General features: G+C 69.9%; 11 protein-coding genes. 9 read left to right on the plus strand and 2 right to left on the minus strand.

Translation table 11 applies throughout. From position 1 onward, the window contains the following. The first annotated feature begins 6 nt into the window (after positions 1-6). The 8 genes from kdpA to ACFY2L_RS08320 all read left to right on the plus strand — a co-directional run bounded on the left by kdpA (position 7) and on the right by ACFY2L_RS08320 (position 12,167). Positions 7-1,671 carry a potassium-transporting ATPase subunit KdpA gene (gene kdpA / locus ACFY2L_RS08285; RefSeq protein WP_390821841.1) on the plus strand — a complete coding sequence of 555 codons (1,665 nt, stop codon included), beginning with the start codon at positions 7-9 and terminating at the stop codon, positions 1,669-1,671. Continuing rightward, positions 1,668-3,803: a potassium-transporting ATPase subunit KdpB gene (kdpB, locus tag ACFY2L_RS08290; protein ID WP_390821842.1), complete on the plus strand. Its 2,136-nt coding sequence runs from the start codon at positions 1,668-1,670 to the stop codon at positions 3,801-3,803. Before kdpA ends, kdpB begins: the two co-directional genes overlap by 4 nt. Positions 3,804-3,808: 5 nt before the next feature. Continuing rightward, the gene (gene kdpC / locus ACFY2L_RS08295; protein ID WP_390821843.1) at positions 3,809-4,420 is read left to right on the plus strand and encodes a potassium-transporting ATPase subunit KdpC; all 612 of its coding nucleotides are present in this window, start codon (positions 3,809-3,811) and stop codon (positions 4,418-4,420) included. 116 nt (positions 4,421-4,536) lie between these two features. Then, a complete protein-coding gene (locus tag ACFY2L_RS08300) occupies positions 4,537-5,220 on the plus strand; it encodes a response regulator (protein WP_390821844.1) in 684 nt (227 codons plus the stop codon). 46 nt (positions 5,221-5,266) lie between these two features. Next, a complete protein-coding gene (locus ACFY2L_RS08305) occupies positions 5,267-7,819 on the plus strand; it encodes an ATP-binding protein (protein ID WP_390821845.1) in 2,553 nt (850 codons plus the stop codon). 169 nt (positions 7,820-7,988) lie between these two features. Further along, the gene (locus ACFY2L_RS08310) at positions 7,989-9,233 is read left to right on the plus strand and encodes a cation:proton antiporter (RefSeq protein WP_390821846.1); all 1,245 of its coding nucleotides are present in this window, start codon (positions 7,989-7,991) and stop codon (positions 9,231-9,233) included. Then, entirely contained in the window at positions 9,230-10,534 is a 1,305-nt protein-coding gene (locus ACFY2L_RS08315) for an SLC13 family permease (protein WP_390821847.1), read from the plus strand. Before ACFY2L_RS08310 ends, ACFY2L_RS08315 begins: the two co-directional genes overlap by 4 nt. 883 nt (positions 10,535-11,417) lie before the next feature. Continuing rightward, a complete protein-coding gene (locus ACFY2L_RS08320; RefSeq protein WP_390821848.1) occupies positions 11,418-12,167 on the plus strand; it encodes a DUF4118 domain-containing protein in 750 nt (249 codons plus the stop codon). Positions 12,168-12,178: 11 nt separating this feature from the next. On the opposite strand, the gene ACFY2L_RS08325 is transcribed toward ACFY2L_RS08320, so the two are convergent. After that, complete coding sequence (locus tag ACFY2L_RS08325) at positions 12,179-12,664, minus strand: CBS domain-containing protein (protein ID WP_390821849.1); 486 nt, start codon at positions 12,662-12,664, stop codon at positions 12,179-12,181. Between the two features lie 93 nt (positions 12,665-12,757). Further along, entirely contained in the window at positions 12,758-13,639 is an 882-nt protein-coding gene (locus ACFY2L_RS08330) for an alpha/beta fold hydrolase (RefSeq protein ID WP_390821850.1), read from the minus strand. A gap of 283 nt (positions 13,640-13,922) precedes the next feature. Here ACFY2L_RS08330 and ACFY2L_RS08335 point away from each other — a divergent pair, with 283 nt between their 5' ends. Then, positions 13,923-15,323, plus strand: a complete 1,401-nt coding sequence (locus ACFY2L_RS08335; RefSeq protein ID WP_390821851.1) for an amino acid permease — start codon at positions 13,923-13,925, stop codon at positions 15,321-15,323. The last annotated feature ends 310 nt before the right edge of the window (positions 15,324-15,633 follow it).

The raw sequence follows: 15,633 nt of genomic DNA on the forward strand, positions 1-15,633 counted from the left end.
CCCGACATGAGCTCCGTTCTTGCTGATGTGCTCATGGTGATCGCGCTGGTCGGCGCGCTCGCTCTGGTGCACCGTCCCTTCGGGGACTACATGGCCGCCGTCTTCCAGTCCAGGAAGCACCTGCGCGTCGAGCGGTGGATCTACCGCTCCGTGGGTGCCGACCCGGACGCGGAGATGCGCTGGCCGGCGTACCTGCGCGGCATGCTCGTCTTCTCCGCGGTGAGCGTGCTGTTCCTGTACCTGCTGATGCGGGTCCAGGACAAGCTGCCGCTGTCGCTCGGCTTCAAGCCGATCAGCCCGGACCAGGCGTTCAACACGGCCGCCTCCTTCGTGTCGAACACCAACTGGCAGTCGTACTCGGGTGAGGTGGCGATGAGCCACGTCACCCAGACCGCCGGTCTGGCCGTGCAGAACTTCGTCTCCGCGGCCGTCGGCATCGCCGTCGCGGTGGCGCTGGTGCGCGGTTTCGCCCGGTCCCGCACCGGCGACCTGGGCAACTTCTGGGCGGACCTGGTGCGCTGCATCGTCCGCATCCTGATCCCGATCTCGGTGGTCGCGGCGATCCTGCTCATCGCGGCGGGCGCCATCCAGAACTTCGGCGACATCCACACCATCACCACGCTCACCGGTGACAAGCAGGCCATCAGCCCCGGCGCGGTCGCCTCCCAGGAAGCCATCAAGGACCTGGGCACCAACGGCGGCGGCTTCTTCAACGCCAACTCCGCCCACCCCTTCGAGAACCCCAACGGCTTCACCAACCTGCTGGAGATCTTCCTGCTGCTGGTGATCCCGTTCTCGCTGCCGCGCACCTTCGGCAAGATGGTCGGCAACGTCAAGCAGGGCTACGCGATCGTGGCCACGATGGGCATCATCTGGTTCGCCGGCGTGGTCGCGGTGACCTGGCTGGAGTACGCCCACCCGGGCACCGCCTCGCAGCTCGCGGGCGGCGCGATGGAGGGCAAAGAGCAGCGCTTCGGCGAGGGCCCGTCCTCGGTGTTCGCGGTCTCCACCACGATGACCTCGACCGGCTCGGTCAACTCCTTCCACGACTCCTTCAGCGGCCTGTCCGGCGGCGTGCTGCTGCTGGGCATGATGCTCGGCGAGATCGCGCCCGGCGGTACCGGCTCCGGCCTCTACGGCATGCTGATCATGGCGATCATCGCGGTATTCCTCGCCGGCCTGATGGTCGGCCGTACCCCCGAGTACCTGGGCAAGAAGATCGGCACCCGCGAGATCAAGCTGGCGGCCTGCTACATCCTCGTCACGCCGGCGCTGGTACTGATCGGCGCCGGGGTGGCCATGGCCCTGCCAGACGGCAAGGACGCCATGACCAACATCGGGGCACACGGCTTCTCCGAGGTGCTGTACGCCTACACCTCGGCCTCGAACAACAACGGCTCGGCCTTTGCGGGCTTCGGCGCGAACACCGACTTCTTCAACACGACGCTGGGCCTGTGCATGGTCCTGGGCCGCTTCCTGCCCATGGTGTTCGTGCTGGCGCTGGCCGGCTCGCTCGCCGAGCAGAAGCCCGTCCCGGCGACCGCGGGCACGCTACGCACCGAGAAGCCCCTGTTCACCGGCCTTCTCGTGGGCGCAATCATGATCATCACCGGTCTGACGTTCTTCCCCGCCCTCGCGCTGGGCCCGCTCGCCGAGGGGCTGGCGTCATGACCGCCAACATCAAGAAGCAAGAGGACTCCATGTCCACGGTGACACCGACCCGGGCGCCGCACAGCGACGTGCCGACCGGCCACAAGGAAGAGGGACGCGTCGGCGCGGGTCTCTTCGACCCGAAGCAGCTGCTGCAGTCGCTGCCGGACGCCGTCCGCAAGCTCGACCCCAGGGTGATGGTCAAGTCGCCCGTGATGTTCGTGGTGTTGGTCGGTTCGGTGCTGACGACGGTCTTCTCCTTCAAGGATCCGGGCGACTGGTTCGGCTGGGCGATCAGCGCCTGGCTGTGGCTGACGGTGGTCTTCGCCAACCTGGCGGAGGCGGTGGCCGAGGGCCGCGGCAAGGCGCAGGCGGACACCCTGCGCAAGGCCAAGACCGGCACGGTGGCGCGGAGGCTGTCCAAAGACGGCAAGAGCGAGGAGCAGGTGCCCGGCACCGAGCTGACCATCGGCGACCTGGTCGTCTGCGAGGCGGGCGACATCATTCCCGGCGACGGTGACGTCGTCGAGGGCGTGGCGTCCGTGGACGAGTCCGCGATCACGGGCGAGTCGGCGCCGGTCATCCGCGAGTCCGGTGGTGACCGCAGTGCCGTCACCGGCGGCACGAAGGTTCTCTCCGACCGTATCGTCGTCAAGATCACGACGAAGCCGGGCGAGACCTTCATCGACCGGATGATCGCCCTGGTCGAGGGCGCGGCCCGGCAGAAGACGCCGAACGAGATCGCGCTGAACATCCTGCTGGCGTCGCTCACGATCGTCTTTCTGCTCGCGGTGGCGACCCTGCCGCCGTTCGCGGATTACGCGGGCACGCACCTCACGATGGTCGTGCTGGTGGCTCTGCTCGTCTGTCTGATCCCGACGACGATAGGCGCGCTGCTTTCCGCGATCGGCATCGCGGGCATGGACCGGCTGGTGCAGCGCAACGTACTGGCCATGTCCGGCCGGGCGGTCGAGGCGGCGGGCGATGTGTCGACCCTGTTGCTGGACAAGACCGGCACCATCACGCTCGGCAACCGTCAGGCGTCGGAGTTCGTGCCGGTGACGGGTACGACGGAGGTCGAGGTGGCCGACGCGGCGCAGCTGTCGTCGCTGGCCGACGAGACGCCCGAGGGCCGCTCGATCGTCGTCTTGGCAAAGGAGAAGTACGGGCTGCGCGAGCGGCACCAGGGTGAGTTGGCGCACGCCGAGTGGATCGCCTTCACAGCCCAGACCCGGATGTCCGGCGTGGATGTCGACGGACGCAAGGTGCGCAAGGGCGCGGCTGGTTCGGTCATCGCCTGGGTGCGGGAGCAGGGCGGCGAGGTGTCCGGCGACGCCGACATCCTGTCCCATCGGATCTCCGAAGCGGGCGGCACACCGCTGCTCGTCGCCGTCGAGGACACTGACAGCGCTCGCATCCTCGGGGTGATCCACCTCAAGGACGTCGTCAAGCAGGGCATGCGGGAGCGGTTCGACGAGCTGCGCCGCATGGGCATCAAAACCGTCATGATCACCGGCGACAACCCGTTGACCGCCAAGGCGATCGCCGACGAGGCCGGTGTCGACGATTTCCTCGCCGAGGCCACGCCAGAGGACAAGATGGCGCTCATCAAGCGCGAACAGGCGGGCGGCAAGCTGGTCGCGATGACCGGTGACGGTACGAACGACGCGCCCGCGTTGGCCCAGGCGGACGTCGGCGTGGCGATGAACACGGGTACGTCGGCCGCGAAGGAGGCCGGCAACATGGTCGACCTCGACTCGAACCCGACCAAGCTCATCGAGATCGTCGAGATCGGCAAGCAACTCCTCATCACCCGGGGCGCGTTGACGACCTTCTCCATCGCCAACGACGTCGCGAAGTACTTCGCGATCATCCCGGCATTGTTCGCGGTGGTCTACCCGGGCCTGGACAAGCTCAACATCATGCACCTGTCCTCGCCGGACTCCGCGATCCTGTCCGCGGTCATCTTCAACGCGCTGATCATCATCGCGCTGGTCCCGCTCGCCCTGCGCGGTGTGCAGTACCGGCCGATGAGCGCCGACAAGATGCTCCGCCGCAACCTCGGGATCTACGGCATCGGCGGACTGATCGCCCCCTTCATCGGCATCAAGATCATCGACCTGCTCATCTCCCTCATCCCCGGAATCGGCTGATCAGCATGAACAACTCCGTACTCAACACCGGGCGCATGGTGTGGGCGGCGCTGCGCATGCTGCTCGTCCTCACGGTCGTGACCGGTGTCATCTATCCGCTGGTGGTGACCGGCATCGGACAGCTGGCCTTCCACGACAAGGCCAACGGCTCGATGGTGAAGGTCGACGGCAAGGAGGTCGGCTCCAAGCTGATCGGCCAGAGCTGGCACATCAAGGGCACCGACAAGCCGGACCCGAAGTGGTTCCAGGGCCGCCCCTCCAACAGCGGCTACGACCCGCTGTCCACCGGCTCCAGCCAGCTCGGCGCCAGTGACCCGACCCTCGTCAAGAACGTCAAGGCGGCCAAGAAGCAGGTCGCCGAGTTCAACGACGTACCGCAGTCCGAGGTCCCCAAGGACGCGGTCACCGGCTCCGCCTCGGCGATCGACCCGGACATCTCCAAGGAGTACGCGGACATCCAGGTCAAGCGGGTGGCCGAGCACAACGGTCTGACGGCCGCGCAGGTCCGAAAACTGGTGAAGGACCACACCGACGGCCGTACGGCCGGGTTCCTCGGCGAGCCGACGGTCAACGTCCTCGAACTCAACATCGCGCTCAAGGAACTGGCCAGGAACTGATGGCCTTGGCGGCAGAGACGACTGGGAGTCGGCGGGGCTGGGAATCCCCGCCCCGCCGGCTCCCGCCGCCGTCTCGAAAGCCCTGACCCCACCGATGACAGGAAGGCCGCACGCCGATGACCCGGGTGCTGGTGGTGGAGGACGATCCACAGCTCGTACGAGCCCTTGTGATCAACATGCAGGCCCGGCATTACGGAGTGGACGCGGCGCCGGACGGTGCCACCGCGCTCCGGCTGGCCGCCGCGCGCCAGCCCGACGTGGTGGTGCTCGACCTCGGGCTGCCCGACATGGACGGCGTCGAGGTGATCAAAGCGCTGCGCGGCTGGACCCGGGTGCCCGTCCTGGTCCTGTCCGCACGTCGCGCGTCCGAGGAGAAGGTCGCAGCCCTCGACGCGGGCGCCGACGACTACATCACCAAGCCGTTCAGCATGGACGAACTCCTGGCCCGGTTGCGCGCCGCCGTGCGTCGCACCGAGGCCCTGCCGCTGGCCCCCGAGACGACCGTGGTCACCACGGACGGCTTCACGGTCGACCTGCTGGCCAAGAAGGCGACCCGCGGCGGACGCGATGTGCGCCTCACCCCGACGGAGTGGCATCTGCTGGAAATCCTGGTCTGCAGCCCCGGGCGCCTCATCACACAGAAGCAGCTGCTCCAGGAGGTCTGGGGCCCCTCCTACGGAAGCAAGACCAACTATCTTCGGGTCTACATGGCGCAGCTGAGGCGCAAGCTCGAAGCCGACCCCGCCCACCCGCGCTATCTGATCACCGAGCCCGGGATGGGCTACCGCTTCGAGTCATGACGCGCTCTCCATGCTCCTGACCGCACACGACTGCAGAGGCGAGACGATGGCACGCGGCAAGCTGCGGATATATCTCGGCGCGGCACCAGGCGTCGGCAAGACGTACGCGATGCTGTCCGAGGCGCACCGCCGTATCGAGCGGGGCACCGACTGCGTCGTGGCCTTCGTGGAGCACCACGACCGGCCGCGCACCGAGGTGATGCTGCACGGCCTGGAGGAGGTGCCGCGCAAGGAGCTTGAATACCGCGGCAGCGTCTTCACCGAGATGGACGTGGACGCCGTGCTCGCCCGGCACCCCGCGGTGGCCATCGTCGACGAGCTGCCCCACACCAACATCCCCGGCTCGCGGAACGCCAAGCGGTGGCAGGACGTCGAAGAGCTGCTCGCGGCCGGCATCGACGTGGTCTCGACGGTCAACATCCAGCACCTGGAGTCCCTCGGGGATGTCGTCGAGTCGATAACCGGCGTGCGGCAGAAGGAGACCGTCCCGGACGAGGTGGTGCGCCGCGCGGACCAGATCGAACTGGTCGACATGTCACCGCAGGCGCTGCGCCGCCGCATGGCGCACGGCAACATCTACAAGCCGGACAAGGTCGACGCGGCCCTGTCCAACTACTTCCGGCCCGGCAACCTGACCGCGCTGCGCGAGCTGGCGCTGCTGTGGGTGGCCGACCGGGTCGACGAGTACCTGAACGAGTACCGCAGCCAGCACCGGGTGTCGAAGATCTGGGGCTCGCGCGAGCGGATCGTGGTCGGGCTGACCGGCGGCCCCGAGGGCCGCACGTTGATCCGCCGCGCGGTACGGCTGGCGGAGAAGGGCGCCGGCGGCGAGGTGCTGGCCGTCTACATCTCCCGCAGCGACGGGCTGACCTCGGCCTCACCCAAGGAACTTGCCGTGCAGCGCACCCTGGTGGAGGACCTGGGCGGCACCTTCCATCAGGTCGTCGGCGACGACATCCCCGTGGCGCTACTCGACTTCGCACGGGGCGTGAACGCCACCCAGATCGTCCTCGGTGTGTCCCGCCGCAAGAGCTGGCAGTACGTCTTCGGGCCCGGCGTCGGGGCCACGGTGGCCCGCGATTCGGGGCCCGACCTGGACGTCCACCTGATCACGCACGACGAGGCGGGCAAGGGGCGCGGCCTGCCGGTGGCCCGGGGCGCACGCCTTGGCCGCTCCCGTGTTCTGTGGGGCTGGCTCACCGGAATCGGCGGTCCCGCACTTCTCACGCTGCTGCTCACCCACGTCGACGCGGACCTCGGTCTCACGAACGACATGTTGCTGTTCCTGACGCTGACGGTGGCATCCGCCCTGCTCGGCGGCCTCTTCCCGGCGCTCGCCTCGGCGGCGGTCGGCACGATGCTGCTGAACTGGTACTTCACGCCGCCGGTGCACCGCATCACGATCGCCGACCCCAAGAACATCCTGGCTCTGGTGATCTTCGTGGGGGTGGCGGTCTCCGTGGCCTCCGTCGTGGACCTGGCGGCCCGCCGCACTCACCAGGCCGCCCGGCTGCGCGCCGAGTCGGAGATCCTTTCCTTCCTCGCGGGCAACGTACTGCGTGGCGAGACCGGCCTGGAGGAGCTGCTGGAGCGGGTCCGCGAGACCTTCATCATGGAGTCGGCGGCCCTGCTGGAGCGCACGAGCGACGTCGAGCCGTGGACCTGCGCGGGCCGGGTCGGCCCCGGACGGCCGGTGGTGCGGCCGGAGGACGCCGACGTGGACATGCCGGTCGGGGACCACATGTCGCTGGCCCTGTCCGGCCGCGTCCTGCCCGCCGAGGACCGCCGCGTACTGGCCGCCTTCGCCGCCCAGGCCGCCGTCGTCCTGGACCGCCAGCGCCTGCAGTCCGAAGCGGACCAGGCCAAGGAGCTGGCCGAGGGCAACCGCATCCGCACCGCCCTGCTCGCCGCCGTCAGCCATGACCTGCGCACCCCGCTCGCCGGGATCAAAGCCTCCGTCACCTCCCTCCGCTCCGACGACGTGGAGTGGTCCGAGGCGGACCAGGCAGAACTCCTCGCCGCGATCGAGGAGGGCGCCGACCGCCTCGACCACCTGGTCGGGAACCTGCTGGACATGTCCCGCCTCCAGACCGGGACCGTCGAGCCGCTGATCCGCGAGGTGGATCTGGACGAGGTCGTCCCCCTGGCGCTCGTCGGCATCCCCGACCCCGAGTCGGCTGTGGCCCTGGACATCCCCGAGACCCTGCCGATGGTCGCAGTCGACAAGGGTCTGCTGGAGCGCTCCGTCGCCAACGTCGTCGAGAACGCGGTGAAGTACAGCCCGAACGGCGAGCCGGTCGTGGTGTCGGCCAGCGCGCTCGCCGACCGCGTGGAGGTGCGCGTCGTCGACCGGGGCCCGGGCGTCCCGGACCAGGCCAAGGAGCGCATCTTCGCGCCCTTCCAGCGCTACGGCGACGCCCCCCGTGGCAACGGTGTGGGCCTCGGCTTGGCGGTCGCGCGCGGCTTCGCCGAGGCCATGGGCGGCACCCTCACCGCCGAGGACACCCCCGGCGGGGGTCTCACCATGGTCCTCACCCTCCCGGCCGCCCCCAGCCACGCGCCTACCCCCACCGACCTGTCGGCGACGGCCCCGTCGTAACTCCGTAGACGGTGTTCCTTGCCGGAACCCGGCAACCTGTACGCCTGGGCGGTGCGCATCAGTGATCTGTCAAAGACGTACCAAGAGCAGGTAAGGTTCCCAACGGTGTGCCGGGAAGCCTGGTCGGCGAGCAGAGGTGTGATCTCTCTTCCGATCGGGGGCGTTTCCGGTGGTACTCGTTGCTGTCTTCGGGGTGGCTCTGCTGATCGCGGTGCTGCTGTCCGGGCTCGCCGCCCGCACCGTGCTGTCCACCTCCCTCCTCTTTCTCGCCGGCGGCGCGCTGGTCAGTGACGGGTTCCTCGGGCTGATCCACATCACGCCGGACAGCGAGATCGTGTCGGTCACGGCTGACCTGGCGCTGTTCGCGGTGCTGTTCACCGACGGCCAGCACGTCTCCTTCGCCAAGCTGCGCGCCAACTGGCGTAACCCCGCAAGGGCGTTGGGCCTGGGCATGCCGCTGGCGTTCGTGTTCATGGCGCTGGTCGCGCACTACCTGGTCGGTCTGGACTGGACGACGTCGTTCCTGGTGGGTGCGGTGCTGGCGCCGACAGACCCGGTGTTCGCCTCGGCGATCGTGGGCCGCAAGGAGGTCCCGGCCAAGCTGCGGGAACTGCTGAATGTCGAGAGCGGCATCAACGACGGCCTCGCGCTGCCGGTGGTGGTACTGCTGATCGCGGCCGCGGGCCCGGTCGCCGGTCACGCGAGCGAGGCGTCGCTCGGGACGATCGCGCTGGAGCTGGCCCTCGGCCTCGCCTTCGGCATCCTGATGCCGCTGTTCGTCAACGGCCTCGTTCGGTTCCGGCTGCTGGGCGCCGAGCCCAAGCTGCAGCAGCTCTTGCCGCTGGCGACCGGGATCATCCTGTACGGCCTGTGCCACCTCACCCACGCCAACCCCTACCTGGCCGCGTTCTCCGCCGGCGCCGTGCTCACCGCCAACGCACCGGAGGCGAAGGAGGCGTTCGAACCGCTGGGCGAGGCCCTGGCGGAGCTGGCGAAATTCGCCGCACTGCTGGTGTTCGGCGCGCTGCTGACGCCCCGTCTGTTCGCGGACCTTACGTGGCAGGGCTACGTGGCGGTGGTCCTGGCGATCGTCCTGATCCGCCCGGCCTCGCTGCTGATCTCGCTGGTCGGTACGCGGTTCGAGCGGCGCGAGAAGCTGACCGCGGCGTGGTTCGGACCGAAGGGCTTCGCGTCGGTGGTGTATGGGCTGCTGGTGCTGCAGTCCGGCATCCCGCAGGCGGAGGCGGCGTACACGCTGATCGCGGTGTGCATCGCGTTCTCGATCGTCGCGCATTCCAGCACCGACGTGCCCATCGCCCGCATGTTCGACGTCGAGGACCTGGTCGGCATCCCCGACGACGCACACGACACGAACACCGGTGAGAACGACCAGGAGAGAAAGACGGCCGTATGAGTGATTGGCACAGCTGGGCGGCCGTGTCCGTGTTCGTCGGCGCGTACGTACTGATCATCAGCGAGCGCGTCCACCGCACGGCCGCGGCCCTCGGCGGCGCCGGGTTCATGCTCGTGATCAGCGCCACCGACGACAAGGCGGCGTTCTACTCCGAGCACACCGGCATCGACTGGAACGTCGTCTTCCTGCTGTTGGGGATGATGGCGATCGTCGGGGTGCTGCGGCAGACCGGCCTGTTCGAGTACCTGGCGATCTGGTCGGTGAAGCGGGCCCGCGGCAAGCCCTTCCGGGTGATGGCGATGCTCGTCGTCATCACCGCGGTGGCCTCCGCGCTGCTCGACAATGTGACCACGGTGCTGCTGATCGCTCCGGTGACCCTGCTGGTGTGCGAACGGCTGGGCCTGGCCTCCGCGCCGTTCCTGATCGCCGAGGTGTTCGCCTCGAACATCGGCGGCACCGCGACCCTGGTCGGTGACCCGCCCAACATCATCATCGCCAGCCGGGCCGGGCTGACCTTCAACGACTTCCTGGTCCACCTGGCTCCGATCGCCGCCGTGCTGACGGTGGTGCTGCTGGGGCTGTGCCGGGTGATGTTCCGCAAGGCGTTCGTCTACGACGAGGAGCGCGCCGGGCAGGTCATGGCGCTGACCGAGCGCGAGGCCATCCGGGACCCGCGGCTGCTGTGGCAGGGCCTGGCCGTCCTGGCCCTCGTCGTCGCCGGGTTCGTCCTCCACCCCGTCCTGCACTACGAGCCGAGCGTGGTCGCCCTGCTCGGCGCCGGACTGCTCGTCGCCGTCTCCAGAGTGGAGACCCGGCAGGTCCTGGGCGAAGTGGAGTGGCCCACCCTCGCCTTCTTCGCCGGCCTGTTCGTCATGGTCGGCGCGCTGATCGAGACCGGCGTCATCGGTGACCTCTCCAGCGCCCTCGCGGACGCTACCGGCGGCCGCGAACTCGGCGCCACACTCACCCTGTTGGGCGGCTCGGCCGTGCTGTCCGGCATCGTGGACAACATCCCCTACGTGGCTACCATGGCGCCCATCACCGCCGACCTGGTCAAGGACATGGGCGGCGCGGCCGGCGGCCACCAGGTGCTGTGGTGGGCCCTGGCCCTCGGTGCGGACCTGGGTGGCAATGCCACTGCGATCGGCGCCAGTGCCAACGTGGTCGTCCTCGGCATCGCCGAGCGCAACCGGCAGCCCATTTCCTTCTGGCAGTTCACCAAGTACGGACTCGTCGTCACGCTCGTCACGGTCGCTATCAGTGCGCTGTACTTGTGGCTGCGGTACTTCGTGCTCGCCTGAGCCGTGACGGGCGTACACGCGGGCGGCCGGGCCACCCGAGGGGGAGCACACTGGAGGCGGGTGCCGTCTGTCCTCTTGCGAGGGGGTGTCGGCGGTGGCGCGCACACCACGTGGGACGGTGCTGTGATGGCGTTGGAGGCGCAACCCGCTGCGGCGGCGCAGCGACGTCGTCGCAGCCTGGGTGGTGCTCATCGCCTGGGCGCTCGCCGTGGCCGGGGGGCTGCTGGCGGGCCTGGTGACCCGCGGGCGCGGTCGAGCGGGGCCTCGACCGGGAACGGGCCGAGCGGCAGGGGGTGTCGGCCGTCGTCACGAAGGACGCGGTGGACGAGGCGTCCGTGCGGCCGGACGGGAACCGGCTGGCGTGGGCCCCCGTTCGCTGGGTTTCCCCCGACGGCCAGTCGCATACGGACCGGACCCGGGCGCCGCCCGGCACCCGGGCAGGCACCCGGGTCACCGTCTGGACCGACAGGCGCGGAAGCCTGGCCTCCGAGCCGTTGTCCCCCGCGGATGCGCCCTTCCGCGCGGTGATGATGGGCGGAATCGTCGCAGTGGGGGCGGGCGGAACGATGTGGGGCAGCGGACGAATCGTCCGTGTGCCTGGCCCGGCAGCGCCTGCGGCAGTGGGACGAGGAGTGGGAACGGGCCGACACGCGGAGGGGCGGGAAGACGGGCTGACCGGCCGCCGCCCAGTACCGGATGGCCCGGTGACTACGTACGCCCTGGTGTATGCGGTGTCAGAGGTGCGTCAAGATCGGCGCTGGCAGTAGCCCGGAGAGGACGGCAGCGGGATTCTGGCCGTGTCGACCGTCGTGCCGTGTCGACCCCCTACGGGGCGGCCCCTTGGCAAGGAGGGCCGCTCCTCGCTCCCGTGAGGTGGTGGCCCATGCGGATGCCCCTGCGTGACCGGATCGCCCTGGCGGCTGCTCTGCTCGCGCCGCTCGTCGTCGCTCTCGCCCTCGCACCGATCCGTACCCACATGACGTCCGCGAACCTGGCCCTGATCCTCGTCGTGGTGGTCGTGGCGGTCGCGGCCCTGGGCAGCCGCGCTGCCGGGGTGCTGGCCGCGCTGTCGGCGGCGGCCTGGTTCGATTTCTTCCTCACCCGGCCCTTCCAGCGGTTCAGCATCTCTCATGGCGACGACATCACCACGACCTTCCTGCTGCTGGCGGTGGGCGTGGCCGTCTCCCAACTAGCGGCCCACGCCCGGACGTTGAAGCTGGTCACCGTCACCGACGCGGCGCATCTGGCGCGGATCCACGAAACTGCCTCCCTGGTCCAGGCCGGCGGCTCGCCGTATGCGGTGGTGGACCAGGTAGGGCATCAGCTCACCGAGATCTTGGGACTGCGCGGCTGCCGGTTCGAGCACGGCACGCTGCTCGGCCGACATCCCCGCCTGGAACAGGACGGTTCGGTGACCGTCGGCCGGGCCCACTGGGACCTGGAGAAGGACGGCTGGCCCGGCGAGGAGATCGAACTGCGCGCCCAGGTGGGCGGCCGCTACCTGGGCCGCTTCATGCTGGAGCCGGAACCCGGCACGGTACCGCCGCCTCTACAGACGCGCCTGGTCGCGGTGAGCCTGGCCGACCACGTCGGGGCAGCACTGGACACCGCCGGGCCGGTACTCGACCGCTGACCCGACAGGTTTCAGGCGCTTGGCGTGCTGCTCAACGTGCCCGTCTTGCCGAGGAGTTCGTGCAACAGGTGCGAGGCGGTGATGACGCCGAGGAGATGCGTGCCGTCCTTGGCCTTCTCGGCGACCGCCACCAAGGGACTGCGCACCTGCGCCATCAGCGCGGCGACCTCCAGCGCGGTGTCGTCCGGGTCGGCGATCGGCGGCGGGGCCGCGGTTTTGGAGAGACAGTCGCCGACGCGGCGGCCGGCCAGCGCCTGGCACAGCCGGTCGGCGTGCTGCTCGTCGACCACTGCGGCGAGCGTGGGGTCCTCGATGACGTAGGCGGGAACCAGCACCTTGATCATCTGGGAGGCCGGCAGGATGGCCTTCGGCTCGCGATGCTCGTCGAGCACGAGCAGCCCGGGCAGCTTGTGCTCGGCCATCAGCCGAGCCGCGTCCAAAGCATCGCTGTCGACGCTCACCGACTCGTATTCCACCGCCAGGTCACGTGCGCGCACGGTCGGCTCCTCGTCTGCCTCAAAACGTCCCTGCGCCCAGCGTCGTACGGCCCCGCCCCAGACGCCAGGTCATCGAAGGGAAACATACGCAGCCTATGCCCCATCCCCGCCCGACGCGGCCAGTGCCCGCCCCACCAGCGCGACGATCTCGTCGGCCGCCTCGTCCAGCAGCAGATGCCCCGAGCCGTCCAGGATGTGCAACCGGGTGCCCAGGTGCCGCTGGGCGGCCGGCCCCATCCGCCGCGGCGGCAGGAAGACGTCGTAGCGGCCGGTGGCCACCAGACAGGGCACCGCCCGGCGCGCGGCCAGCAGCGTCGGAGGCAGCGGGGGAGGGGCGAGGCTGCTGTGGCAGCAGCGGGCGACCAGGGCCATCCACTCCGCCAGCTCATCCGGCACGCGACCACCCGGCGCCACCATGGGCTGCAGCATCCGGGCCGCCCGTGGCACGGTCGGCCGGGTCAGCCACGGCACGGTCGCGGCCACGACGGCCGGCGGGACGAGCAGCCGCACGAGCCCGGCGCTGGACAGCACGACCCGCCAGGCGATCCGCGGGGAGGCGGAGGCGAGCACGATGGCTCCGCCGAGCGAGTGCCCGACGACCAGGGCCTTGCCCGGCACCGTCTGCTCCAGTGCCTCAGTGAGCCACTGCCCGTACCACGCCGACCCCCTGCGGCGCGGACGGATGTCCGCGCTCAGCCCGGGCTGCCCGGGCACATCGAGCACCACTGTGGGCCACCGGGCGGCCAGCGCCTCGGTGATGTGCCGGTAGACGGCACCGTTCGTGTTCGTACCAGGCACCAGCACCACCGTCGGCGACGCGGCTGCCGGGTCCGGGCCAACCGTGACGACACTGGTGGCTCCGGCGGCTGTCGAGATCTCCCGTCGGTGGTGCGGCACGCCCCACTCATCGAGTCGCTTAAGACACCATTCCCGCACCCGCTGACGGCACTTGGGGCGGCGATAGACGGAGGGCACGTCGGCAGCGTAGCCCTGCAGGCCGGTATCGGAACCAGGCTGACGTCGGCGTACCGAGGGGAGCCGTGAAGCGGCCCGGATCGGCTGACTACCTGGCAGCCGTGTCGCGTCGGCCGTCGTCCCTGGCAGCGGGCGGTGCCCGGCGGGGAACCCTGACGCATTCTTAACGCCTTGCTTGCGCTTCCCTGACGTAGTGTCGGGGGCGGAGTGCCGGGAAGTCTGGTCGGCGAAGTGTCCTGCCCTCGACGAATGCGTCCCCAAGGACGCCAAGGAAGGTCTTCGCGTGACCGTCTCGAAGTCGGCCGCCGCCATCGCGGCTGCTCCGTCTGCTGTCGCGGGCGTCCGTGGCCCGCGCCGTTCCGTTCTCTTCTTCGCGTTCGCCTTCGCGGTGATCGCCGACCCCGTCTCCTCGGTGGCATACGCGATCGAGGCGGCGCTGCGCGCCCTGCACGGCGACCTGGCGCTGCTGCTGCCGACGATGAGCCTCGTGGTCGGGCTCGTCGTGGTCGTCACCGCCAACTACTGGCAGCTCGTGCGGCGCTTCCCCAAGGGCGGCGGCGCAGCGGCCGCGGCCGGGCGGGCGTTCGGCGCGCGCTGGACGTTTCTGCCCATCGGCGCGCTGGTCGTCGACTTCGTCCTGACCATCGGCATCTCGATCGCAGCCGCGGCCAGCGCGGTCATCGCCCTCTTCCCCGGGCTTGCTCCGCTGCGCATCCCGATGGCGCTTCTGCTGCTGGTCGTGGTGGCCGGGCTGACCTGGTTCGGGCACGGCGGGCGACTGCTGTTCGCCTTCATGACCGTGGCCTTCGTCATCATTTCCGTGGCCGTGCTGATCCTCGGCTTCACCTCGCCCCACGCCACCGGCCACGCCGCCGCCTCGGCCGACCCGGGCCGCTCGGCGATGCTCGCGGTGGTCCTGGCGTTCCCGGTCGCCATGGCGCTGGCCACCGGAATCGAGGCGCCGTCGACCGCCATCGCCCAGCTCGGCCAGCTCGACGACACCCACCGCCGCCGCTTCGGTCGCGGCACCCTCGCGCTTCTGGTCGTGATCGTCGGCGGCCTGACCCTTGCCCTGACCGCGCTGGCCGTGCAGCTGCACATCGGCATCCCCGGCACGGACTCCACCCAGATCGCCGACATCGCGCACGCCGCCGCCGGACCCGGCTGGCTCTACAGCGCCTTCCAGCTGACCAGCTCGCTGCTCCTGCTCGCCGCGGCCAGCTCCTCCTTCCAGGCCGGCCCCGGACTGCTCAAGGCCCTGTCCGGCACGCCCGAACGGCCCGGGGTACTGCCGCCGGTCCTCGGCCGGGTCAACCGCCACCACACCCCCTACTGGTCGGTGGTCGTCTACCTGGCCGCCGCCGCGCTCATCATCGTCGCCGCGGCGGGCCAGGAACAGGAACTCGTACTGTTCTACGCGGTCGCCGTCTTCGTCAGCTTCCTCGTCGGCCTCGTCGCCATGGCCCGCTTCGCCCACCGGGAGCAGAAGACGGCCCTGGCCTGGGTCAACGCCCTGGCCGCCGTGGCCGTCGCCTTCACCCTGGCGGTGAACCTGCTGCGCGGCTGGCCGATGCTGTCCCTGGCGGCCACCCTCCTCATCGCGGCCGGCCTGTACGCGCGGTGGACGAGGGCCGGGCGCCCCACAGGCATCGAAGACGTCGAGGCGCGCGCCGAGGCGGAGTGACGGCGTGACGAGTACGGCACGGTGGCCGGCGTGGTAGTCGTGCCCTGCGGCACCGGCTGACCACTCCCCGTATTCGGCCTTGGGCGAGGCGAGGCGAGGTCGGGAGGGTAGCCCTTCGGGGACGGCATAGTTGATCTGCCCACGACTGGTGTGGCGGCCATTGATGACCTCCAATGTCTCGGGATGCGGCGCCAACGGGTCGTCGGTCAGGCACCCGACCGCCCGGTTCCCTACTGGGGCTGGGGCAACCTCCCGGACCAATACGCACGCCGCTGGGACGGGGACGACGGGGAATCGCCGATGCCGAAGC

Origin of the sequence: Streptomyces sp. NPDC001381 (assembly GCF_042895685.1) — a bacterium.
In the GTDB taxonomy this organism is placed as follows: Bacteria; Actinomycetota; Actinomycetes; order Streptomycetales; family Streptomycetaceae; genus Streptomyces.